A 22,996-nucleotide genomic window follows, 5' to 3' on the forward strand; every position below is an offset into this window, starting at 1 on the left:
CTGGGGATGAGCGTCCTGGAGTCCGTGCTCGCCGACCTGACCGCCGAGGGGGACCGCCTCGACGCGGTGGTCGCCGACCTCGACGCCGGCGCGTGGCGCACGCCGACCCCGGCCGCGGGCTGGGACGTCGCCACGCAGGTCGCCCACCTGGCCTGGACCGACCACGTGGCCACGCTGGCGGCGACCGACGAGGAGGGCTGGGACGCGGTGGTGACCGAGGCCGTCGGCGACCCGGACCGCTTCGTCGACGCGCAGGCCGAGGCGTGGGGTGCCGGCGACCCGGCGGTGCTGCTGGCGCGCTGGCGTACGGGGCGGGCCTCGCTTGCCGACGCGCTGCGTTCGGTCCCGTCGGGCACCAAGCTGCCCTGGTTCGGCCCGCCGATGTCGCCTACCTCGATGGCGACCGCCCGCTTCATGGAGACCTGGGCGCACGGCCTCGACGTCACCGACGCGCTGGGGCTGGCGTACGAGCCGACCGACGCGATCCGCCACGTCGCGCACATCGGCGTGCGCACCCGCGACTTCGCCTTCGGCGCCCGCGGGCTCGAGCCGCCGGCCGAGGAGTTCGCGGTGACCCTGGTCGCTCCGTCCGGCGACGTCTGGGCCTGGGGCCCGGAGGACGCCCGACAGACCGTGACCGGGTCGGCGTACGACTTCTGCCTGCTGGTCACCCAGCGCCGCCACCGAGACGACCTCGCCCTGGAGGCGCACGGTGCCGACGCGGACCGCTGGCTGGACGTGGCGCAGGCCTTCGCGGGCCCGCCCGGACCCGGGAGGAAGCGCTCGTGAGCGTACGGGTCGCGAACTGCTCCGGCTTCTACGGCGACCGGCTCACCGCGATGCGGGAGATGGTCACCGGCGGGCCGATCGACTACCTCACCGGGGACTACCTCGCCGAGCTGACCATGCTCATCCTCGGCCGCGACCAGATGAAGGACGCCTCGCGCGGCTACGCCCGCACCTTCGTCCGCCAGCTCGAGGACTGCCTCGGCGAGATCCTGGAGCGCGGCATCAAGGTCGTCGCCAACGCCGGCGGGCTCAACCCCTCCGGGCTCGTCACGGCCATCGAGGAGGTCGCCGCCGGGCTCGGTCTCGCGCCGAGCGTGGCGTACGTCGACGGCGACGACCTGCGCCCGCGTGCCGCCCAGCTCGGGCTGGACGGGGCGCTGACCGCCAACGCCTACCTCGGGGCCTTCGGCATCGCCGAGGCGCTGACCCGCGGCGCGGACATCGTCGTCACCGGCCGGGTCACCGACGCGTCGGTGGTGGTGGGCCCGGGGATCGCCGCGCACGGCTGGACGCCGTCGGACCACGATGCACTCGCCGGCGCGGTCGTCGCCGGGCACGTCATCGAGTGCGGGGCGCAGGCGACCGGCGGCAACTTCTCCGGCTTCCTCGACCTGCCGCGCAGTGTGGATTCTTGGGCTGCCCCGCTGGGCTTTCCGGTCGCCGAGCTGGACGCCGACGGGTCCAGCGTGATCACCAAGCACGACGGCACCGGCGGTGCGGTCACGGTGGACACGGTCACCGCGCAGCTGATGTACGAGATCCAGACCTCGACCTACCTCAACCCCGACGTCGCCGTCGACCTCGACTCGGTCCGGCTGGCCCCGGAGACCACAGGCGGCCCCGACCGCGTGCGGATCTCCGGCGTACGGGGTGGCCCGCCGCCGGCGCAGCTCAAGGTCAGCGTCAACACCCTCGGCGGCTTCCGCAACGCCGCCGAGCTGGTGATCACCGGCCTCGACGCGCCGGCCAAGGAAGCGTGGGTGCGCGAGCAGCTCGAGGCGCGCCTCGACCCGCGCCCGACCACCGTCGTGTGGACCTCCGCGCGGCTGCCCGAGCCGGACGCGGACTCGCAGGAGGCCGGCTCGGCGCTGCTGCGCGTCGCGGTGCAGGACGTCGACGCGAACGTCGTCGGCCGCGCCTTCAGCGGTGCCCTGGTCGAGCTGGCGCTGGCGTCGTACCCGGGCTTCACGATGACCGCACCGCCCGGCGCGGCGTCGCCGTACGGCGTCTACCGCCCGGCGTACGTCGACCGGGCCGAGGTCGCGCACATCGTCCACGTCGGCGGCGAGGAGATCGTCGTGCCGGACCCCGCGGTGGTCGATGCGGGTGCGTCGGCGGCGGGGGTCTCGACGTCCTCCTTCGCTAGCGCTCAGTCGGGCTCGACCACCAGTGGTCAGGCGGGGGCTGCGCGGGTGGTCGAGCCCGAAGCGAGCGCAGCGAGCGAGGACGACGAGACCCCCGCACCCGACGGCGGCGCGCAACCACCGGCGCCGACTCCGCCGTCCACCCGCCTCCCGCTCGGCACGTTCGTGCACGCCCGCTCGGGCGACAAGGGCGGCGACGCGAACGTCGGGCTGTGGGTGCGCCAGGGGCCGAAGCGCGACGCGCGCGTCGCCTGGCTGCTGGGCACGATCACCCCGGGCCGGGTCCGCGCGCTGCTGCCGGAGGCGGCCGAGCTCGACGTGGAGGTCTACCCGCTGCCGCACCTCGGCGGCGTGAACGTGCTGATCAGGGGACTGCTGGGCGAGGGCGTCGCTGCCTCGACCCGGTTCGACCCGCAGGCAAAGGGGCTGGGCGAGCACCTGCGCGCCCGGCTCGTCGACGTACCGGAAGGGCTGATCGGATGACCACGACCTGGACCGAGGAGCAGGAGGCGCTGCGCGAGAGCACCCGCCGCTTCGTCGAGCGCGAGGTGACCCCGCACCTCGACGACTGGGAGGACGCCGGTGAGGTGCCGCGCTCGCTGCACCAGGCGGCGGCGAAGTCCGGGCTGCTGGGGCTGTCCTTCCCCGAGGAGGTCGGCGGCCAGGGCGGGAACATCCTCGACACCATCGCCGCGCAGGAGGCGTTCTTCGAGGCGGGCGGGTCCTCCGGGCTGGCCTCCGCCCTGTTCACGGCCGGCATCGCGCTGCCACACCTGGCGGCGCGCGGGACGCCGGAGCAGGTCGAGCGGTTCGTACGCCCCACGCTGGCCGGGGACACGATCGGGTCGCTGGCGGTGACCGAGCCGGGTGGCGGATCGGACGTCGCGGGCATCACGACCCGCGCGGTCCGCGACGGCGACTCCTACGTCGTCAACGGGGCGAAGACCTTCATCACCTCCGGCGTCCGCGCGGACTTCGTCACCACCGCGGTGCGGACGGGCGGCCCCGGCCACGGCGGCGTCTCCCTGCTGGTGGTCGAGAAGGGCACACCCGGCTTCACCGTCGACCGGGCGCTGCGCAAGATGGGCTGGCACTGCTCCGACACCGCCGAGCTGTCCTTCGTCGACGCGCGGGTCCCGGCCGCGAACCTCGTCGGTGACGAGAACACCGGCTTCTACCAGATCGCCGAGCAGTTCGTCGTCGAGCGGATCGGGCTCGCCGTCCACGCCTACGGCATCGCCGCGCGCTCGCTGGCGCTGACGGCGGCGTACGTTAAGGAGCGCGAGACGTTCGGCCGCCCGCTGACCGACCGCCAGGTGGTCCGGCACCGGTTGGTCGAGATGCACCGGCAGGTCGAGGTGGCACGGACGTACGCCCGGGCGGTCGCCGCACGGCACGCCGCCGGCGAGAACGTGATCGCCGAGGCCTGCCTGGCCAAGCAGACGGCCTGTGACGCCGCGACGTACGTCTGCGACCAGGCGGTCCAGCTGCACGGCGGGACGGGCTACATGCACGGCACCGAGGTGGAGCGGCACTACCGCGACGCCCGCATCCTCCCCATCGGCGGCGGCGCGACCGAGGTGCTGACGGATCTCGCCGCGAAGCTCTTGGGCTACACGTCGTGAGGAGCTCGATCTACCCCGGTGGCGGCCTGCGGTCGGGTGCGGGGGTCTCGACGTCCTCGCTCGCAGGGCTCGCTTCGGGCTCGACCACCTGTGACGTAGGTGGTCGAGCAGCGAGCGCCGGCGAGCGCGTCGAGACCCGGCGAGAGGGGCACCTGCGATGAGCTACCGCGAGGCGATGCTGGAGAAGATCGCCGGCATCGAGGCCGAGAACGCGAAGGCGGTCGCCGGCGGCGGGGAGAGGTACGTCGAGCGGCACCGCTCCCGCGGCAAGCTGCTGCCGCGCGAGCGGGTCGAGCTGCTCGTCGACGAGGGATCGGCGTTCCTCGAGCTCTCCCCGCTGGCCGGGTGGGGGTCGGACTTCGCGGTCGGCGCGAGCGTCGTCACCGGGATCGGGGTCGTCGAGGGGCGCCAGGTGATGATCGTCGCCAACGACCCGACCGTGAAGGGCGGCGCGAGCAACCCCTGGACGGTGAAGAAGACCTTCCGGGCCCACGAGATCGCCGCGCAGAACAACCTGCCGACGATCGCCCTGGTCGAGTCCGGCGGCGCCGACCTGCCCACGCAGAAGGAGATCTTCATCCCGGGCGGGAAGACCTTCCGCGACATCACCCGGTCCTCGGCCGCCAAGCAGCCGACGATCGCGATCGTGTTCGGCAACTCGACGGCGGGCGGGGCGTACATCCCCGGGATGAGCGACTACACCGTCTTCGTCGACGGCGCCGCGAAGGTGTTCCTCGGCGGGCCGCCGCTGGTGAAGATGGCCACCGGCGAGGAGTCCGACGACGAGTCGCTGGGTGGTGCGTCGATGCACGCGAAGACCTCCGGGCTCGCCGACTACCTCGCCGCCGACGAGCACGACGCGCTGCGCATCGGGCGGCGGATCGTGGCGCGGCTGGGCCGCCGGGAGGTCTCGACGTCCTCCCTCGCTGGCGCTCGGTCGGGCTCGACCACCCGGGCAGCGGGTGGTCGAGCAGCGAGCGCCAGCGAGCGCGTCGAGACCCCGTACACCGAGCCGGCCGAGGACCCGGAGACGCTGCTCGACCTGGTCCCCGACGACCTCAAGGAGCCGTTCGACCCGCGTGAGGTGATCGCGCGGATCTGCGACGGCGTCAGTCCGAGCAACGGTGCGGTCTTCGACGAGTTCAAGCCGCTCTGCGGGCCGTCCCTGGTCACCGGCTGGGCGCGCCTCCACGGCCACCCGATCGGCATCCTCGCCAACGCGCAGGGAGTGCTGTTCAGCCAGGAGGCGCAGAAGGCCGCGCAGTTCATCCAGCTGGCCAACCAGGTCGACACCCCCCTGCTGTTCCTGCACAACACGACCGGCTACATGGTCGGCGCGGAGTACGAGCAGGGCGGGATCATCAAGCACGGCGCGCAGATGATCAACGCCGTCAGCAACTCCTCCGTGCCGCACCTGACCGTGATCCTCGGGGCGTCGTACGGCGCGGGGAACTACGGCATGAACGGGCGGGCGTACGACCCCCGCTTCCTGTTCACCTGGCCGTCCGCGAAGTCCGCGGTGATGGGGCCGGCGCAGCTCGCCGGGGTGATGGAGATCGTCGCCCGCCAGTCCGCGGAGTCCAAGGGCCAGACCTTCGACGCCGAGGGCTTCGCCGGGATCAAGCAGATGGTGGAGCAGCAGATCGAGGAGCAGTCGGTGCCGCAGTTCCTGTCCGGGCTGCTGTACGACGACGGCGTCATCGACCCGCGCGACACCCGCACCGTCCTCGGCATCTGCCTGTCCGTGATCGCCGGCACGACCTGGGAGGGCGCCCGCGGCTACGGCGTCTTCCGGCTGTGATCAAGCGAGCAGTGATGAGCGACGAAGGAGCTCAGCGCGTGGGCGAGACGAGGTTGAGCGCGATCTGCGACCGAGGCACGAGGTCGCAACGGGAGCAGTCGAAACTGAAGGGAGCACCGTCATGATCAGCCGTCTGCTCGTCGCCAACCGCGCGGAGATCGCCTCGCGCGTCTTCCGCACCTGCCGCGAGCTCGGGATCGACACCGTCGCGGTGCACTCCGACGCCGACGCGGGGCTGCCGTACGTCGCCGAGGCCGACCACGCCGTGCGTCTTCCCGGCAGCACACCGGGGGAGACGTACCTCCGCGCCGACCTGCTGATCGACGCCGCACGTCGAGCCGGTGCCGACGCGGTGCACCCCGGCTACGGCTTCCTCTCCGAGAACGCCGGCTTCGCTCGCGCGGTCGTCGACGCCGGGCTGACCTGGGTCGGGCCCGCGCCGGAGTCGATCGAGGCGATGGGCTCGAAGGTGCGGGCCAAGGAGATCGTGCGCGAGGCCGGCGTACCCGTCCTGGAGGCACCGGACGCCCCCACCGAGGCCGACCTGCCGCTGCTGGTCAAGGCCTCGGCGGGCGGCGGCGGGCGCGGGATGCGCGTCGTGCGCTCGCTCGCCGCGCTCGAGGACGAGATCGCCGCCGCCAGGTCCGAGGCCGATTCCGCGTTCGGCGACGGGACCGTCTTCGTCGAGCCGTACGTCGATAGCGGCCGCCACGTCGAGGTCCAGGTCGTCGGGTACGACGGCGGCGTGCTGGTGCTCGGCGACCGCGACTGCTCGGTGCAGCGCCGCCACCAGAAGGTCGTCGAGGAGGCGCCTGCCCCGGACCTGCCGGACGCGACGCGCGCCGCGCTGCACGAGGCGGGCCGCAACGCCGCGGCGTCCATCGGCTATCGCGGCGCGGGGACCGTCGAGCTCCTCTACGACGAGGCGAACGACCGGTTCTTCTTCCTCGAGATGAACACCCGGCTCCAGGTCGAGCACCCGGTCACCGAGGAGGTCTTCGGTGTCGACCTGGTGGCTCTGCAGCTCGCCGTGGCAGAGGGGTCGAGTGCTGAGGTGGCGGCTCTGGCGACCACTCAGGCACTCGACCCGGCCGGCCACGCGATCGAGGTGCGGCTCTACGCCGAGGACCCGGGCGCCGACTACCGCCCGCAGAGCGGTCTGCTGACGGCGTTCGACATCCCGTCCGGAGCGGGGGTCCGCGTGGAGTCGGGGTACGCCGCCGGCGACGAGGTGTCGACGTACTACGACGCGATGCTGGCCAAGGTCGTCGCCCACGGCCCGGACCGGCGCACGGCGGCCCGCAAGCTGGCCGGCGTGCTCTCGCGGGCCCGGATCCACGGGGTGCGGACCAACCGCGACCTGCTCGTGCGGATCCTGCGCAGCGAGGAGTTCCTCGACCGACCGCTCTCGACCGGGTTCCTGGAGGACTTCGACCTGAGCGGGTCGGACGTCGACGTCGTGGGTGCCGCCCACGCCGCGACCGTCGTCCGCGCTCGCGCGGTCGCCGACACCCGCAGCGTGCAGGGCCGGATCCCGTCGGGGTGGCGCAACGTCGTCTCCCAGCCGCAGCGCACGACGTGGACGACCGGCGAGGACGAGCTGGCGGTCGACTTCCTGCCCGCGCGCGACGGGGGCGTCGGGTTCCCGAGCGCCGACGTCGAGGTGCTCGGCGAGTGGACCGGCCGGCTCTCCCTGCGCGTCGAGAAGGACGAGGCGACGTACGACGTCACGCTGAGCGGGACGCCGGGCGACCCGTACGCCGTCGCCGACGTCGACACCGCTGCCGGGCACGTACGCCTGGAGCTGGTGCCGCGCTTCGTCGACCCGGCCGACGTGCTGGCGTCGGGGAGCCTGGTGGCGCCGATGCCGGGGACCGTCGTGGCCGTCCGGGCGGAGCAGGGCCAGCAGGTCGAGGCCGGTGCGCCGGTCCTCGTCCTGGAGGCGATGAAGATGCAGCACACGGTGACGGCGCCGACCGCCGGCACCGTCACCGAGGTGGCCGTCGGCGTCGGGGCGCAGGTCGCCTCCGGCGAGGTCCTGGCCGTCGTGGAAGCACAGACCGAGGGAGAGGCAGCAGCAGATGAGTGACGCAGTGGACAGCACCGTCGTGGGGTTCAGCGAGACCGAGGAGCGCCAGGAGCTGCGCAAGCAGGTCTTCAAGCTGGCCGGCACGTTCGGGCGCGAGTACTTCACCGCCCAGGCGCGCGGCGGCGGCAAGACCACCGACCTGTGGATGGCGGTGGCGAAGGCGGGCTACCTCGGGATCAACATCCCCGAGGAGTACGGCGGCGGGGGCGGCGGCATCGGTGACGTCGCGGCGGTCTGCGAGGAGCTCGCCGCGCAGGGCTGCCCGCTGCTGCTGATGGTGGTCAGCCCCGCGATCTGCGGGACGGTGATCGCGAAGTACGGGACCGAGGAGCAGAAGCAGAAGTGGCTGCCCGGGCTGTGCGACGGCACCGGCACGATGGCGTTCGGGATCACCGAGCCCGACGCCGGGACCAACACGCACAACATCACCACGACCGCGCGCCGCGACGGCGACGAGTGGGTGCTGACCGGTCGCAAGATCTGGGTCTCGGGCATCGACGAGGCCGCCAACGTGCTGATCGTCGCGCGCACGGAGGACGAGAGGACCGGCAAGCTCAAGCCCTGCCTGTTCGTCGTCCCCACCGACGCGGAGGGGTTCGAGGCCAACCCGATCCCGATGGAGATCGTGTCGCCGGAGAAGCAGTTCACCCTCTTCATCGACGACGTGCGGCTGCCCGCCGACGCGCTGGTCGGCGACGAGAACGGCGGCCTCTCGCAGCTCTTCGCCGGGCTGAACCCCGAGCGGATCATGGCCGCCTCGTTCTCCACGGGCCTCGCCCGGCACGCGCTGGCGAAGGCGGCGTCGTACGCCAAGGAGCGTGAGGTCTTCGGTCAGCCGATCGGTGGCCACCAGGCCATCGCGCACCCGCTGGCGCAGTCGCACATCGAGATCGAGATGGCGCGGCTGATGACGCAGAAGGCGGCCGCGCTGTACGAGGCCGGCGACGAGATGGCCGCCGGCGAGGCCGCGAACATGGCGAAGTACGCCGCCGCCGAGGCCGCCTGCGACACCGTCGACCGCGCGGTGCAGACCCACGGCGGGAACGGCATCAGCCAGGAGTACGGCATGGCCGGCCTCCTCGTCGCCGCCCGCGCCGGCCGGATCGCCCCGGTCTCCCGCGAGATGATCCTCAACTTCGTCGCCATGCACTCGCTCGGCCTCCCGAAGTCGTACTAGCCGGTGGGCCGCACCTGCAGGTTGAGTGGTGCCTGCTGCCGGCTCGAGTGGTGTGTTCTGCTGGCGTCGGCGCGCAGAACCCGTACTCACGCCGGCAGCAGGCACCACTCGACCCAGCGGGGGGCACCACTCAACACGAAGGGGACAGGCAGATGAGCGACGAGCTGGTGCACTACGAGGTGGCGGACGGGGTCGGGACGATCACCCTGGACTCGCCGCGCAACCGCAACGCGCTGTCGAGGCAGCTGGTGGGCGAGCTGATGGACCACCTGGGTACGTCCGCCGCCGACGACGCGCGCGTGGTGGTGCTGCGCTCGGCGGACCGGGTCTTCTGCTCGGGGGCGGACCTCTCCGAGGCGAGCGCGGACGGGATGGCCGACGGGGCGCGCGCGATGGTCGCGATGCAGCGGGCGATCGTCGCGCACCCGAAGCCGGTCGTCACCCGGCTGGCCGGTCCGGTACGCGCCGGAGGCCTCGGGCTGGTGGCCGCGAGCGACGTCGTCGTCTGTGCCGAGGACGTCACCTTCGCCTTCACCGAGTCGCGGCTGGCGCTGGCGCCCGCCGTGATCTCGCTGAGCGTCCTGCCCCGGCTGACCAGCCGGGCGGCGGCCGACACCTTCCTGTCGGGCCGCACCTTCGGGGCGGCCGAGGCGGAGGCGATGGGGTTGGTCACCCGAGCGGTCCCCGGAGACGACCTCGACACCGCCGTCGCCGCGGCCTGCGCCGACCTGCTCGAGGCCGCGCCGCAGGGCCTCGCGGAGACGAAGGCCCTGCTCAACGCGGGTCTGCTGGCGCGGATCGACGCCGGCACCGAGGAGATGGCGACGCTCTCCGCGAGGCTCTTCGGCTCCGATGCCGCACGAGAGGCAATGCACGCTTTCCTGGCTCGCAAGCGATAATCTTCGCTGTTCGGTAGATTCCTCCCGTCGGTTCGAGGACCCCGGGAGGTGGACACGTGGACGAGCAGCAGGACGAGCGCAACGACCTGGAGCGTCCGGTCGACCCTCCGTCCGGTGTCCGTCGCTTCTCCGGCGAGCGGCACCTCACCCGTCGGGTGATCGCCCCCGCCTGCCTCCTGCTGGTCTCCGTCCCGGTCGTGGCGCTGCTCTTCCTCAACCTCCGCTCGGTCTCCGGTGACTCCTCACCGGCGAGCGCGAACGTCGGCCGGACGTCCACCGCGACGTCCAGCCCGACGCCGACCCCGAGCACCCCGACGACGCCGACACCGAGCGCGGCGCCGTCGACGCCGCCGCCGAGCACGACCCCCACCCCCACGGCCCCGCCCACCCCCGCCGGGCCGCGGGTGACCGGGGTGTCCGCGACCAGCGGCCCCGCGGCCGGGGGGACCGTGCTCACGGTGACCGGGACCGACCTCGGCGCGATCACGCAGGTGCTGTTCGGCGCGCTCAACGGTGCCAACCTGCAGCACGAGTCCGACTCGCACTTCACCGTGACCGTCCCGGCCGGCGCGGCGGGTGCGGTGCCGCTGCAGTTCAAGACCGGCGCCGACGACGCCGCCTCGGCGATCACCCAGTACGTCTACCGCTGACGGACTCGTTCAGACCCGCGGGTCGACCACGGTGATGCCGGCCTGCGCCGCCGGCTCGTCCATCGCCGCCAGCGCCGGTCCCGCGGCCTCCAGCCCGACGACGCGTCCCACGAGGGCCGCCGGGTCGAGCCGGCCGGTCGCGACCAGGTCGAGCAGCGCGGGGTAGTCCACCGCAGGCATCCCGTGCGACCCGAGCACCGCCAGCTCACGCGCGACGACCAGGTCCATCGGGACGGACGCAGCCGCGTCGTCGCCGAGCAGCAGACCGACCTGCACGTGACGTCCGCGCGGCCGCAGGCTGTGCAGCGACGTACGCACCAGGGCGGCGGAGCCGACCGCGTCCAGCCCGACGTGGGCGCCGCCGCAGTGGTCCCGGACCCGCGCGGCCACCGCGGCGAGGTCGGTACCGTCCAGGGCGAGGTCCGCGCCCAGCTCGAGGGCGCGCTCGCGGGCCGCCGCCGAGACGTCGACGGCGACCACGTGCGCCCCGACCGCGCGCGCCACCAGCACCGCCGACAGGCCGACGCCACCGCAGCCGAGGACGAGCAGCCACTGGCCCTCGCCCAGCCCGCCGTGCGCGACCACCGCCCGGTGCGCCGTCGCGATCCGGCAGCCGAGGGCGGCCGCCGAGCTCGTCGTGACTTCGTCGGGCAGCGCCACCACGTTGGTGTCGGCGGCAGGGACCAGCACCCGCTCGGCGTACGAGCCCGGCATCGTGAAGCCCGGCTGCTGCTGGTCCTCGCAGACCTGGGCGTCCCCGGCGCGGCACAGCGCGCAGACCCCGCAACCGCAGACGAACGGCGCGGTGACCCGCTCCCCGACGCGGACGCGGCGTACGGCGGCGCCGGTCTCGACGACGACACCGGCCCACTCGTGCCCGGGCACCTGCGGCAGGGGTACGGGGTCGTGTCCCCGCCAGGCGTGCCAGTCCGAGCGGCACACGCCGCTCGCGTGCACCTCGACGACGACGTCGCCCGGTCCGCAGACCGGGTCGGGCACCTCGGCCACGCGCGGAGCCGCGCCGTACTCGTCGTACACCACCGCTCGCACGCCGCCGACGATAGATGGCGCCGCACCGTGACCTGTGCCACTATTGCTGACCGATCGGTCGGTAATTCTGCCCAGCCGTGGGAGGAGCCCTGCGATGCTCGACCTGACCCCTGACCCTGCGGACCTCGAGCCGGTCGAGCGCGCGAGCGTCGACGAGCTCCGCGCGCTGCAGCTCGAGCGGCTGCGGTGGACGGTGCGGCACGCGTACGACAACGTCGCCCACTACCGGCGCGCGTTCGACGAGGTCGGTGCCCACCCCGACGACGTGCGCGAGCTGGCGGACCTCGCGAGGCTGCCGTTCACCGCGAAGGACGACCTGAGGGACAACTACCCGTTCGGGATGTTCGCCGTGCCGCGCGAGCGGATCGTCCGCGTGCACGCCTCGAGCGGTACGACGGGCCGGCCGACGGTGGTCGGCTACACCCGCGAGGACATCGACACCTGGGCCACCGTCGTGGCCCGCAGCATCCGCGCCTCCGGCGGACGTCCGGGCGACGTGCTGCACAACGCGTACGGCTACGGCCTGTTCACCGGCGGTCTGGGCGCGCACTACGGAGCCGAGAAGCTCGGCTGCACCGTCGTCCCCGTGAGCGGCGGGATGACCGAGCGTCAGGTGCAGCTGATCAGCGACTTCGAGCCGGACATCATCATGGTGACGCCGTCGTACATGCTCGCGCTGGTCGAGGAGATGGAACGGCAGGGGATCGACCCGCGCGCCACATCGCTGAAGGTCGGCATCTTCGGTGCCGAGCCGTGGACGCAGGACATGCGCGCCGAGATGGAGCAGCGCCTGGACATCCACGCGGTCGACATCTACGGGCTCTCGGAGGTGATGGGGCCCGGGGTCGCCAACGAGTGCGTCGAGACCAAGGACGGGCTGCACGTGTGGGAGGACCACTTCTACCCCGAGGTGGTCGACCCGCTCACCGGCGAGGTGCTGCCCGACGGCGAGGAAGGCGAGCTGGTCTTCACCTCGCTGACCAAGCAGGCGATGCCGGTGATCCGCTACCGCACCCGCGACCTGACCCGGCTGCTGCCCGGCACCGCGCGCCCGATGCGACGCATGGAGAAGATCACCGGGCGTACCGACGACATGATCATCCTGCGCGGGGTGAACCTGTTCCCGACCCAGATCGAGGAGCTCATCCTCGGGGCCGTGCCGGCGCTGTCGCCGCACTTCCAGTGCCGCCTCGAGCGCACCGGCACGCTGGACTCGATGACGGTCGTGGTCGAGCACCGGGAGTCGGTGACCGGCGACCAGGCAGCGGCCGCGGGTGCCGAGCTGCGTCGGCTGGTGAAGGCCTCCATCGGTGTCTCGGTCGCCGTCGAGGCGGTCGCCCCGGGCACCGTCGAGCGCTCGGTCGGCAAGATGCGGCGGATCGTGGACGTTCGACCCCCGCGCTGAGCAGTCGTGTGCTGCAGTGGCTGCCCTGGCGACCGCTCCAGCACACGACCGTGCCAGGCTGCGCGGCATGGAGCCGGTGGTCGTGGTGGGTGCCGGGCTGGCTGGGGTCGCGTGCGCTCGGGAGCTCGCTGCCGCGGGCCTTCCCGTGCGCGTGCTCGACCGCGGGCACCGGCCGGGTGGGCGGATGGCCAGCAGAACGCTCGACGGCCGTCCGGTCGACCTGGGGGCGTCGTACTTCACCGTCGGCGACGACTCCGACTTCGCCGCCGTCGTCGAAGACTGGCGATCAGCCGCCCTCGCACGCGAGTGGACCGACACCTTCACGGTGCTGGAGGCGGGCAGCGCGCCCGAGGCGAAGACCGGCCCGACGCGGTGGGGGACGCCGCACGGCACCCGGTCGCTGGTCGAGCACCTGGCGGCAGGGCTCGACGTCGTCCGGACCGACGTACGACGGGTCACCCTCGAGGGTGGTCGGCCCACCGTCAACGACGCACCGGCGTCCTCGGTCGTGCTCGCGATGCCCGACCCGCAGGCGAGGCGGCTGCTGGAGCCGGGCCCGGTCGCCGACCGGCTCGACCGGACGTACGAGCCCGTCCTCGCGCTGGCCGCGCGGTTCGCCCGACGGACCTGGGACGACGGCTCGCCCGACGCCCGCTTCGAGGGTGCCTTCGTCAACCAGGAGGCCGCTCTCGACTGGGTCGCCGACGACGGTCGCCGTCGCGGCGACGACGCGCCGGTGCTGGTGGCGCACTCGACCGCGGCGCTCGCGGTCGACCACCTGGAGGATCCTGCGGCGGCCGAGCCCGAGATGCTGGACGCGCTGCGGCGCCACCTCGACGTCGACGTGCCGACCTCGACCTACGTCCACCGCTGGACGTACGCCAAGCCCGCCGGTGAGCGAGAGGAGCGCTTCCTGCTCGACGGCCGCCTGGGCGTCTGCGGCGACGGCTGGGGGCCGAGCCCGAAGGTGGAGACCGCCTGGCGGTCGGGGCGCGACCTCGGCCGCGCCCTCGCCGAGCGGCTTGCCTAGAGTCGGCCTCGTGGCCGAGGACCCGACCCCACCCCCGCCCGACGTCGACGACGCCGCGCTCGCGACCCACCTCGTCGAGCAGGCCGGTGCGCTGGCCGCGCGCATGCGCACCGAGTCCGACCTCCACGTCGACACCAAGACGTCGGTCTCCGACGTCGTGACCGCCGCCGACCACGCCTGCGAGGAGTACGTCGTCTCCGCCCTGCGGCGGCTGCGCCCCGACGACGGCATCGTCGGCGAGGAGGGCGCGGGCCACGAGGGCACCAGCGGCCGGACCTGGTACGTCGACCCGGTCGACGGCACGTACAACTACGCCTCGGGCCTGGCGTACTGGTGCAGCGCGATCGCGCTGGTGGACACGGACGGCGTGCTCGTCGGGGCCGTGCACCAGCCGAGTGCCGGCGAGACCTGGCTCGGGGTGCGCGGCCGCCGTACGACGCTGAACGGGGTGCCGCTGGCGGCGCTGGAGGACCGACACCTCGACCAGGTCAGCCTCGCGTCGTACATCCACCCCACGACGGTCGCCGACGCCGACGTCCGCGAGCCCTGGCTGCGGATCGTCTCGGCGGTGGCGACACCGCGGGTGCTGGGCTCCGGGTCGGTCGACCTCGCCGGTGTCGCGACGGGCCGCCTCGGCGGCTGGGCGCAGCACTCGAGCCTGCCGTGGGACTGGTGGCCCGGGGTGGCTCTCGTGGAGGGCGCCGGCGGCACGACCCTCGTGGTGGAGCACCGTGGACACCGGTGGCACCTCGCCGGTAGCCACCAGGTCGTGGCCGAGCTCGCTCAGCGGGTCGCCGAGAGCTGAGGGTCGTGCGTCCCACGTGACGCCGGGCGGTCACGAGGGCACGGGACCCCTACTAGACTGGAGGTCCTGACAGACGACCGCCGAGGTGCCCTGCCCGTGACACTCGACGTCCACACCCTCGACCAGTTCCTGCTGGTCGGCGCGGGCGTCCTGCTGATCGCGCTGGCCGCGATCCGGGTCTCGGTCGGTGTCGGGCTGCCGAGCCTGCTGCTCTACCTCGGCATCGGCGTCGCCCTCGGTGACGCGGGCTTCGGGCTGAGGTTCGAGGACGCCGAGCTCGCCCACGCGCTCGGGTTCGCGGCGCTCGTGGTGATCCTCGCCGAGGGCGGTCTGACGACCCCGTGGACGAAGATCCGGCCGGTCCTGCGGATGGGGATCGCGCTGGCCACGGTGGGGATCGGGGTCAGCGTGCTGGTGGTGGCGCTGTTCGCCCACTACGTCCTCTCGATGTCGTGGGAGATCTCGGTGCTGCTCGGCGCGGTGACCTCACCGACCGACGCGGCGGCGGTCTTCTCGGTGCTCCGCCGGGTCCCGCTGCCGGGCCGGCTGACCGGGACGCTGGAGGCCGAGTCCGGCCTCAACGACGCCCCGACCGTCGTCCTGGTCTCGGCGATCTCGGTCGGCGGCAGCCACTCGGTCTGGGGGTTCCTCGGCCTGATCGTCGCCGAGCTGAGCGTCGGCGTGGTGATCGGGCTGGTCGTCGGCTTCGCTGGCGTGTGGATGATGCGCCGGGTCGCGCTGCCCTCGTCGGGGCTCTACCCGCTGGCGGTGCTGTCCTTCGCCGTCCTCGCGTACGCCGGTGCGTCCACGCTGCACACGTCGGGCTTCGCCGCGGTGTACGTCGCCGCGCTGGTCCTGGGCAACGCAGACCTGCCCCACCGGGTCGCGACCCGCTCCTTCTCCGAGGGCCTGGCCTGGATCGCGCAGATCGGGCTCTTCGTGATGCTGGGGCTCCTCGTCTCGCCGGGCGCCATCGACCTCCGGACGGTGCTGCTGGCCGTCGTTGCCGGACTGGTGCTGACCTTCGTCGCCCGCCCGGTCTCGGTCTTCCTCGTCTCGGTGGTCCAGCCGATGCCGGTGCGCGAGCTGGCCTTCCTCAGCTGGGCCGGTCTGCGCGGAGCCGTCCCCATCGTGCTGTGCACGATCCCGCTCTCGGAGGACGTGGAGGGGTCGGGGCGGCTGTTCAACATCGTGTTCGTGCTGGCCGTCGTCTACACGCTGGTCACCGGTCCGACCCTGCCGCTCGTGGCTCGGCTGCTCGGGGTCGCCCAGCGCAGCGAGCCGCGTGAGCTGGAGGTCGAGGCCGCGCCGCTGGAGCGGATCGCCGCGGACCTGCTGCAGATCACCATCTCCGCGAAGTCGCGGATGCACGGCGTCGAGGTGGGGGAGCTCCGGCTGCCCCGGGGGTCGTCGGTCTCGCTGGTGGTGCGGGACGGGACGACCCTGGTGCCCGAGCGACGCACGGTCCTCAAGCGCGGCGACGACATCCTCGTCGTCACCACCCGGCGTGAGCGCGAGACCACCGAGAAGCGGCTGCGGACCGTCTCGCTGCACGGGCGGCTGGCGCGCTGGTCCGCCGAGGAACGGCCGCGGTCCGCTCCGAGGGGCTGAGGCAGGTCAGGCCGTCGGCTGCGCGGTCGGCGTGGCGCGGTCGACGCAGGTGCGCTCGGGGTCGGGGAGGACGTACGTCGTCGGCGCCTTCTTCTTCAGCTTCGTGAAGTCCGGGCCGAGGATGACGTCGATGCCCGGTCCGAGCGCCTCGCCGACGGTCTCGATCTGGGCCTTCGGGGTGAACTGCTCGGCGACGAGCTCGGCGCGCGGGTCGTCGTCGACGGTGGTGCGGACCTGGACCCCCTGAATGTCGGCCGCGTCGTCAGGGGCGTTGCCCACGGCACCGACGACGAAGTTGCGACGCTCGAAGACCGCCATCGTGTCGTCGGCCAGGCCGCTTTTCCGTGTGCCGTTGTAGACGCTGACCGTGACCTCCTTGCGAACGACCTTCTTCTTGGTCTTGTAGACCTGGCAGGGCGCCTGCGCGGTCTCCGCCGCACCGGGGAGCGGCGCGGTCAGCCGCTGCCAGCCGAAGACGGCCATCAGCACGAACAGCACGAGGCCGGCGCCGAGCGCCACCGCCGTACGACCTTGAGCCTTCATCGTCGCGCTCACCCCGCGATCTGGTGGACGCGGGCGTGCAGGACGTTGCGCTGCTGCAGGGCCGCTCGCAGCGCACGGTGCAGCCCGTCCTCGAGGTAGAGGTCGCCGTCCCAGGACACGACGTGGGCGAACAGGTCGCCGTAGTACGTCGAGTCCTCGTCGAGCAGGGCGTCCAGCTGCAGCGTGTCCTTGGTCGTGATCAGCTCGTCGAGCCGGACCGGGCGAGGCGGGAGCGCGGCCCAGTCCTTGGCGTCCAGGGCGTGCGCCGGATAGGGGCGTCGGTCCCCCACGCTCTTGAAGATCACCGCGCCATCATAGGGACGAACCATGAGCAGGTCGGAGCCGTCCGCCGCCGCTGGTCCTAGGCTCTCGCCCATGAGCGATCCCACCTCCGCCGGTGCCGACGTCGTGAACCAGGTCGAGAAGGGTTACACCTTCGAGGGCGCCGCCCTCGAGCTCGGGGGGCTCATGCTCACCGCCGACGAGCCGTCCTCCGCGCGGGTGCGCATCCCGCTCGCGATGCTCAACCGGCACGGTCTCGTCGCGGGCGCGACAGGTACGGGCAAGACCAAGACCCTGCAGATGCTCGTCGAGCAGCTCTCCGCCCAGGGCGTGCCGGTCTTCGCCGCCGACGTCAAGGGCGACCTGTCGGGCGTCTCGCGGCCGGGCGAGCCCAGCGAGAAGCTGACCGCGCGCACCGCGTCGGTGGGTCAGGAGTGGACCCCGACGGCGTTCCCGGTCGAGTTCTTCGCGCTCGGGGGGCAGGGCACCGGGGTGCCGCTGCGGGTGACGATGTCCGCCTTCGGTCCCACGCTGCTCTCGAAGGTGCTCGGCCTCAACGACACCCAGGAGAGCTCGCTGGGCCTGGTCTTCCACTACGCCGACGCCAACGGCCTGGCCCTGCTCGACCTCGCGGACGTGCGGGCAGTGATCTCGTACCTCACCTCCGACGACGGCAAGGCCGACCTCAAGGAGCTGGGCGGGCTGTCGGCGGCGACCGCCGGTGTCCTGCTGCGCGAGCTGATCGCGTTCTCCGACCAGGGCGCGGACGCGTTCTTCGGCGAGCCCGAGCTGGAGACCGCCGACTTCCTGCGGACCGCCGACGACGGTCGCGGCGTGGTCTCGCTGGTCGAGCTGCCGGCGCTGCAGGACCGCCCTGCGGTGTTCTCGACCTTCCTCATGTGGCTGCTGGCCGACCTGTTCCACGACCTGCCCGAGGTCGGCGACGTGGACAAGCCGAAGCTGGTGTTCTTCTTCGACGAGGCGCACCTGCTGTTCAAGGACGCCTCGTCGGCGTTCCTGGACTCGATCGCGCAGACCGTCCGGCTGATCCGCTCGAAGGGTGTCGGGGTGTTCTTCGTGACGCAGTCGCCGACCGACGTCCCCGACGAGGTGCTCGCCCAGCTCGGCTCGCGCGTGCAGCACCAGCTGCGCGCGCACACGCCGAACGACGCCAAGGCGCTGAAGGCGACCGTGAACACCTACCCCACCTCGTCGTACGACGACCTCGGCGCTGTCATCACCGGGCTCGGCATCGGCGAGGCCGTGGTGACGGTGATGGACGAGCGCGGTGCTCCCACTCCCGTGGCCTGGACCCGGCTGCGCGCGCCCGAGTCGCTGATGGCGGCCGCGCCGCCCGAGACGATGGAGGCGGCCGTCAAGGGCTCGCCGCTGTGGAGCAAGTACGCCGAGCCCGTCGACCGGGAGTCCGCCCGCGAGCTGCTGGGCAAGAAGCTGGACGCCGCCGCGGCCGCCGAGAAGGCCGACGCCGACACCGCCGCCGAGGCCAAGGCGGAGGCCGAGCGCGCCAAGGAGGCCGCGCGCACGGCGCCCCGGCCCTCTGGCCGCTCCGGTCACCCCCGCAAGGACAAGAGCGTCGTCGAGCAGGTCGTCGGGTCGACGGCGTTCAAGCAGGCGATGCGGACCGCGGCCCGCGAGGTCGTGCGCGGTCTGTTCAAGACCGGGCGCCGCTGACAACCACCGGTGGTCGAGCCCGACCGAGCGCTAGCGAGGGAGGACGTCGAGACCCGGTGAGGTAGCCACCCACCGCAATCGACGCGACCCGACCCTCAGACCGACCAGCGGATCGCGTCGGCGGCGAAGTCCGCGGGGGCGTGCACGCCTCGCAGCTCGGGGCGCGTGAGGAGCAGCTGGTGCAGGCCGAACATGGTGCGGTTGGCGCGCTCGCGGGCGGCGATGGTGCGGTCGGGGCGGTCCGCGCCCTCGGGGCCTCGGGCAGCGGAACGGATCATGGCGAGCTCGGTCATGGTGTCTCCTCCAGGGCAGGGCCTCGTGGGCCCGGGGAGCCGGGGCGGTGTTCCGACCCGTCGACCGGTAGTCGACCTCTTCTGTCTTGCGCCAGCGTTACCGAATGTGAACGAGAGGTTAAAGACGCTGGTGTCGTGCGTCACGGCCTAGGCTGGGTGCGTGGCCGGAGTCGCTGACAGTCTCGACGGCTTCCAGCGCCGCCACACGGTGATCGGGTTCCCGCTCGCGGTGACGTACAAGTTCTTCGACGACCAGAGCAACTACCTCGCCGCGACGATCACGTACTACACCTTCGCCGCGATCTTCCCGCTGCTGCTGATCTCGTCGCAGATCCTCGGCTTCGTGCTGCAGGGCAACCCCGACCTGCAGAAGCAGGTGCTGGACTCCACGCTGAGCCAGTTCCCGATCGTCGGCACCCAGCTCGGCACGCCGGAGGGCCTCTCCGGCAGCACGGTCGCGGTCGTCATCGGCTCCTTCACCTCGCTGTACGGCGTGCTCGGTCTCGGGCAGGCGGCGCAGAACGCGATCTACGTCGCGTGGGCCGTCCCGCGCAACTCGCGGCCCAACCCGTTCCTGGCCCGGCTGCACAGCACCTGGCTGTTCATGCTCGCCGGCCTCGTCGTGATCGCGGTGGCCTCACTGGGCAGCGTCGCGGCGAACGCCGACGTCTTCGGCGTAAACTTCAACGTCGGCGTCCGGGTGCTCTTCGACCTGGTCGCGGTCGTGCTGATCGCCGCGGTCTTCGCCGTGCTGACCAACGTCGCGACACCGCAGCGGCTGGGTTGGCTCCAGCTCGTCCCCGGCGCGCTGGTCACCGCGGTCCTCTGGCAGGTGCTCCAGCGCGGCGGCAGCGCGTACGTCACCCACGTGATCAACCGCGCCAGCGACGTCAACAAGGTGTTCGCCCTGACCCTGGGGCTGCTGGCGCTGATCTACATCGCCGCGGTGATGGCGGTGATCGGCGTCCAGATCAACGTCGTCCTGGCCAAGCGGCTGTGGCCGCGCGCACTGCTGACGCCGTTCACCGACTCCGTCGAGCTCACCGACGCCGACAAGCGGGCGTACACCGCGTACGCCAAGGCCCAGCGGCACAAGGGCTTCGAGCGGATCCGGATCTTCTTCGACCCCTCGCCGCGCGAGCAGGAGCGGCACGGTGCCGAGCCGGAGCCGAAGGGATGGGTCGAGGAGGCCCGGGAGCGGACGCCTCAGCCCTGAGCGTCAGGGGTGCGCTCCATCTGGCTGACCCCGCTCCAGCCCCGCGCCTCGATCAGCTCGAGGAGTCGCCGGCCCCGCGGCATGCTCTTGACCATGAAGGCGTCGATCAGACGGGCCAGCTCCTCGGGCATCACGTCGGGCCCGTCGAGGGGCGGGTGGGCGTCGTCCTCCTCGGAGAGGGACACGAGCTCGTCGGCGATCCGGCGCAGGTCGGCGTCGCCGTCGGCCGGGTCGGCGTCGATCGCGGCATCGAGCAGGCGGAACAGCTCCAGGGTCCGGGGCTCGTCGAGCTGGGCGTCCTTCAGCCTCATGTACACCGGCATCTGCTCGGGCATCCGTGCAGCGATCAGCACCCAGGCGTCTCGCTGGCCGTCCACGAAGGCCTCGGAGAAGCCGAGGCCGCGAAGCCGCTCGACGTACGCCGTGGCCTCGGCCGGGAGGGCGAGACCGTCGCCCGGTGTGAGAGCGGCGATGCGCCGGCGGTGCTGCCGCCGCTCCTCGATCTCTGCTCGCAGCCGGCGGTCGACGCCGTCGATCGCGCGCGCGAACTCGGCCGGACCGGCGTCGAGCACCTCTCGCACCCGAGCGAGGGGTACGCCGGCCTCGGCGAGGGTGCGGATCCGCACCAGCTGGACGACCGTCGCCGCGTCGTACGTCCGGTAGCCGGAGTGGTCCCGTGGTGGCTCGGGCAGCAGCCCGACGGCGTGGTAGTGCCGCACCGCGCGCACGGTCGTGCCGGCGTACGTCGCCAGCTGCCCGATGCTCAGCACCGGACCATCCTGCTCCGACCGCACTGGTCAGCCCAGCTTCCGCGTGAACAGCCGCACGGCGACGACGTACGCGACCACGAGCAGCGCGGCGCACCAGGCCAGCGCCACCCAGACGTCGTCGCCGACGGGCTGCTCGGCGAGCAGTGCACGCAGGGTGTCGACGATCGAGGTCACGGGCTGGTGCTCGGCGAACCAGCGGACCGGTCCCGGCATGCCGGAGGTCGGCACGAACGCCGAGCTGAGGAAGGGCAGGAAGATCAGCGGGTACGAGAACGCCGTGGCGCCGTCGAGGGACGACGCGGTCAGCCCGGGGATCACCGCCACCCAGGTCAGCGCGAGGGTGAACACCAGCAGCATCCCGGCGACCGCCAGCCACGCGAGGGCGCCGGCACCGCTGCGGAAGCCGATGGCGAGCGCGACGACCAGCACGATCACGAGCGAGAGCGCGTTGGCGACGAGCGAGGTGAGGACGTGCGCCCACAGCACCGCCGCGCGCGAGACCGGCATGGACGCGAACCGCTCGACGATCCCGCCCTTGACGTCGACGAAGAGTCGGAACGCGGTGTACGACACCCCCGTCGCCACCGTGATCAGCAGGATGCCGGGCAGCAGGTAGTCGACGTACGACCCGGTCGCCGACCCGGCCTCCACGGCCCCTCCGAAGACGTAGACGAACAGCAGCAGGAACGCGACCGGCATGACCGTAGTGGTGATGATCGTGTCCAGGCTGCGCGTGACGTGGCGCAGCGAGCGGCCGGTGAGCGTGACGACGTCACCGAGGGCGTACGCCGCGCTCATCGCTCTGCCCCCGCCCTGGCCGTGCCGACGACGGCCAGGAACACCTCTTCGAGGCTCGGCTGCTTCTCGACGTACGTCACCTCGGCCGGCGGCAGCAGCGCCTTGAGGTCGGCGACGGTGCCCTCGGCCGCCACGGTGCCCTGGTGCAGGATCGACACGCGGTCCGCCAGCTGCTCGGCCTCCTCGAGGTACTGCGTGGTCAGCAGCACCGTCGTACCGGTCTCCGCCAGCTCACGGACGGTCCGCCACACCTCGTGCCTGGCCTGCGGGTCCAGCCCGGTGGTCGGCTCGTCGAGGACCAGGACCTCCGGTCGACCGACCAGGCTCATCGCGATGTCGAGCCGGCGGCGCATCCCGCCCGAGTACGTGGACGCCCGACGACCGCCGGCCTCGACGAGGCCGAACGTCGTGAGCAGCTCGTCGGCGACGGCCCCCGGGGTGGGGAGGTGGCGCAGCCGGGCGACCAGCGACACGTTCTCGCGGCCGGTGAGGATCTCGTCGACGGCGGCGAACTGCCCGGTCAGGCTGATCGTCTCGCGCACGAGCCGCGGGTGCGTCGCGACGTCGTGGCCCGCGACGACGACGTGACCGTCGTCCGCGCGCAGCAGCGTGGCGAGGATCCTCACCAGCGTGGTCTTGCCGGCGCCGTTGGCGCCGAGGAGGGCGTGCACGGTGCCGGCACGCACGGTCAGGTCGACGCCGGTCAGCACCTGGTGCTGGCCGTACGCCTTCGTCAGGCCGGTGATCTCGACGGCCGCGGTGGTGGTCATGCCCGCAGCGTGCGGCCCTGACGCTGCGTCAGGGTCAAGCAGGCGTCGCGCGGTCGCGGGAAACCGCGGCCGCATGGCGGAGGATGCGGGATTCGAACCCGCGAGGGCGTTAACCCAACCCGCTTTCCAAGCGAGCGCCATAGGCCACTAGGCGAATCCTCCGCCGGAGAGGCTACCGGCACGGGCGGCCCCGCGCCGAATCGTGGCTGGTTGGCCCTCGCCGCGCACGCTCCCTACACTCGTGCCAACCCCCCGTGCGGCGACACCTAGGCGAACTCCCCCAGGGCCGGAAGGCAGCAAGGGCAACCAAGCTCTGTCGGGTGCGCGGGGGGCCTTC

Annotated in this window: 21 protein-coding genes, 1 tRNA gene and 1 other RNA gene; 15 read left to right on the forward strand and 8 right to left on the reverse strand. The window is 72.6% G+C overall.

The window, feature by feature from the left end; all coding sequences use genetic code 11:
• Positions 1–6: 6 nt before the first annotated feature.
• The 8 genes from IEX42_RS11775 to IEX42_RS11810 all read left to right on the forward strand — a co-directional run bounded on the left by IEX42_RS11775 (position 7) and on the right by IEX42_RS11810 (position 10,394).
• Positions 7–789: a TIGR03084 family metal-binding protein gene (locus IEX42_RS11775; protein ID WP_188779937.1), complete on the forward strand. Its 783-nt coding sequence runs from the start codon at positions 7–9 to the stop codon at positions 787–789.
• Positions 786–2,636, forward strand: a complete 1,851-nt coding sequence (locus IEX42_RS11780; RefSeq protein ID WP_188779938.1) for an acyclic terpene utilization AtuA family protein — start codon at positions 786–788, stop codon at positions 2,634–2,636. Before IEX42_RS11775 ends, IEX42_RS11780 begins: the two co-directional genes overlap by 4 nt.
• Positions 2,633–3,778, forward strand: coding sequence for an acyl-CoA dehydrogenase family protein (locus IEX42_RS11785; RefSeq protein ID WP_188779939.1), 1,146 nt, complete (start codon positions 2,633–2,635; stop codon positions 3,776–3,778). The genes IEX42_RS11780 and IEX42_RS11785 overlap by 4 nt, the downstream gene beginning before the upstream one ends.
• A gap of 157 nt (positions 3,779–3,935) precedes the next feature.
• Positions 3,936–5,579: an acyl-CoA carboxylase subunit beta gene (locus IEX42_RS11790; protein ID WP_188779940.1), complete on the forward strand. Its 1,644-nt coding sequence runs from the start codon at positions 3,936–3,938 to the stop codon at positions 5,577–5,579.
• A gap of 121 nt (positions 5,580–5,700) precedes the next feature.
• Positions 5,701–7,668, forward strand: a complete 1,968-nt coding sequence (locus IEX42_RS11795) for an ATP-binding protein (RefSeq protein WP_188779941.1) — start codon at positions 5,701–5,703, stop codon at positions 7,666–7,668.
• A complete protein-coding gene (locus tag IEX42_RS11800) occupies positions 7,661–8,845 on the forward strand; it encodes an acyl-CoA dehydrogenase family protein (RefSeq protein ID WP_188779942.1) in 1,185 nt (394 codons plus the stop codon). Before IEX42_RS11795 ends, IEX42_RS11800 begins: the two co-directional genes overlap by 8 nt.
• 152 nt (positions 8,846–8,997) lie before the next feature.
• Positions 8,998–9,744 (forward strand): enoyl-CoA hydratase-related protein, encoded by a 747-nt coding sequence (locus IEX42_RS11805; RefSeq protein WP_188779943.1) that lies wholly within the window; start codon positions 8,998–9,000, stop codon positions 9,742–9,744.
• Between the two features lie 56 nt (positions 9,745–9,800).
• Positions 9,801–10,394 (forward strand): IPT/TIG domain-containing protein, encoded by a 594-nt coding sequence (locus tag IEX42_RS11810; protein WP_188779944.1) that lies wholly within the window; start codon positions 9,801–9,803, stop codon positions 10,392–10,394.
• A gap of 9 nt (positions 10,395–10,403) precedes the next feature.
• Here the strand turns inward: IEX42_RS11810 and IEX42_RS11815 are convergent, their stop codons facing one another.
• Positions 10,404–11,444 (reverse strand): alcohol dehydrogenase catalytic domain-containing protein, encoded by a 1,041-nt coding sequence (locus IEX42_RS11815; RefSeq protein ID WP_188779945.1) that lies wholly within the window; start codon positions 11,442–11,444, stop codon positions 10,404–10,406.
• Positions 11,445–11,538: 94 nt separating this feature from the next.
• On the opposite strand from IEX42_RS11815, the gene paaK reads away from it, so the two are divergent.
• The 4 genes from paaK (at position 11,539) to IEX42_RS11835 (ending at position 16,295) form a co-directional block, all read left to right on the forward strand.
• A complete protein-coding gene (gene paaK / locus IEX42_RS11820; RefSeq protein WP_188779946.1) occupies positions 11,539–12,849 on the forward strand; it encodes a phenylacetate--CoA ligase PaaK in 1,311 nt (436 codons plus the stop codon).
• 67 nt (positions 12,850–12,916) lie between these two features.
• Positions 12,917–13,879: an NAD(P)/FAD-dependent oxidoreductase gene (locus IEX42_RS11825; RefSeq protein ID WP_188779947.1), complete on the forward strand. Its 963-nt coding sequence runs from the start codon at positions 12,917–12,919 to the stop codon at positions 13,877–13,879.
• Positions 13,880–13,889: 10 nt separating this feature from the next.
• Positions 13,890–14,684, forward strand: a complete 795-nt coding sequence (locus IEX42_RS11830) for an inositol monophosphatase family protein (RefSeq protein ID WP_229660814.1) — start codon at positions 13,890–13,892, stop codon at positions 14,682–14,684.
• 96 nt (positions 14,685–14,780) lie between these two features.
• A complete protein-coding gene (locus IEX42_RS11835; protein WP_188779948.1) occupies positions 14,781–16,295 on the forward strand; it encodes a potassium/proton antiporter in 1,515 nt (504 codons plus the stop codon).
• A gap of 6 nt (positions 16,296–16,301) precedes the next feature.
• On the opposite strand, the gene IEX42_RS11840 is transcribed toward IEX42_RS11835, so the two are convergent.
• Positions 16,302–16,850 (reverse strand): LytR C-terminal domain-containing protein, encoded by a 549-nt coding sequence (locus IEX42_RS11840; RefSeq protein ID WP_188779949.1) that lies wholly within the window; start codon positions 16,848–16,850, stop codon positions 16,302–16,304.
• Positions 16,847–17,143: a type II toxin-antitoxin system VapB family antitoxin gene (locus IEX42_RS11845; RefSeq protein WP_188779950.1), complete on the reverse strand. Its 297-nt coding sequence runs from the start codon at positions 17,141–17,143 to the stop codon at positions 16,847–16,849. The genes IEX42_RS11840 and IEX42_RS11845 overlap by 4 nt, the downstream gene beginning before the upstream one ends.
• 70 nt (positions 17,144–17,213) lie before the next feature.
• Between IEX42_RS11845 and IEX42_RS11850 the strand changes: the two genes are divergently transcribed.
• The gene (locus IEX42_RS11850; protein ID WP_188779951.1) at positions 17,214–18,812 is read left to right on the forward strand and encodes a helicase HerA-like domain-containing protein; all 1,599 of its coding nucleotides are present in this window, start codon (positions 17,214–17,216) and stop codon (positions 18,810–18,812) included.
• 95 nt (positions 18,813–18,907) lie between these two features.
• Here the strand turns inward: IEX42_RS11850 and IEX42_RS11855 are convergent, their stop codons facing one another.
• Entirely contained in the window at positions 18,908–19,105 is a 198-nt protein-coding gene (locus IEX42_RS11855) for a hypothetical protein (RefSeq protein ID WP_188779952.1), read from the reverse strand.
• Positions 19,106–19,265: 160 nt separating this feature from the next.
• Here IEX42_RS11855 and IEX42_RS11860 point away from each other — a divergent pair, with 160 nt between their 5' ends.
• Positions 19,266–20,321: a YihY/virulence factor BrkB family protein gene (locus tag IEX42_RS11860; RefSeq protein WP_188779953.1), complete on the forward strand. Its 1,056-nt coding sequence runs from the start codon at positions 19,266–19,268 to the stop codon at positions 20,319–20,321.
• On the opposite strand, the gene IEX42_RS11865 is transcribed toward IEX42_RS11860, so the two are convergent.
• The 4 genes from IEX42_RS11865 to IEX42_RS11880 all read right to left on the reverse strand — a co-directional run bounded on the left by IEX42_RS11865 (position 20,312) and on the right by IEX42_RS11880 (position 22,821).
• Entirely contained in the window at positions 20,312–21,091 is a 780-nt protein-coding gene (locus tag IEX42_RS11865; RefSeq protein WP_188779954.1) for a MerR family transcriptional regulator, read from the reverse strand. The two genes, IEX42_RS11860 and IEX42_RS11865, sit on opposite strands and share 10 nt — an antisense overlap.
• A gap of 27 nt (positions 21,092–21,118) precedes the next feature.
• Entirely contained in the window at positions 21,119–21,889 is a 771-nt protein-coding gene (locus tag IEX42_RS11870) for an ABC transporter permease (RefSeq protein ID WP_188779955.1), read from the reverse strand.
• The gene (locus IEX42_RS11875; RefSeq protein ID WP_188779956.1) at positions 21,886–22,659 is read right to left on the reverse strand and encodes an ABC transporter ATP-binding protein; all 774 of its coding nucleotides are present in this window, start codon (positions 22,657–22,659) and stop codon (positions 21,886–21,888) included. The genes IEX42_RS11870 and IEX42_RS11875 overlap by 4 nt, the downstream gene beginning before the upstream one ends.
• 74 nt (positions 22,660–22,733) lie before the next feature.
• A tRNA-Ser gene (locus IEX42_RS11880) sits at positions 22,734–22,821 on the reverse strand.
• A gap of 84 nt (positions 22,822–22,905) precedes the next feature.
• On the opposite strand from IEX42_RS11880, the gene ffs reads away from it, so the two are divergent.
• An RNA gene (gene ffs, locus IEX42_RS11885) (signal recognition particle sRNA small type) lies at positions 22,906–22,996 on the forward strand.

It is taken from the genome of Marmoricola endophyticus (assembly GCF_014644415.1).
In the GTDB taxonomy this organism is placed as follows: domain Bacteria; phylum Actinomycetota; class Actinomycetes; order Propionibacteriales; family Nocardioidaceae; genus Marmoricola; species Marmoricola endophyticus.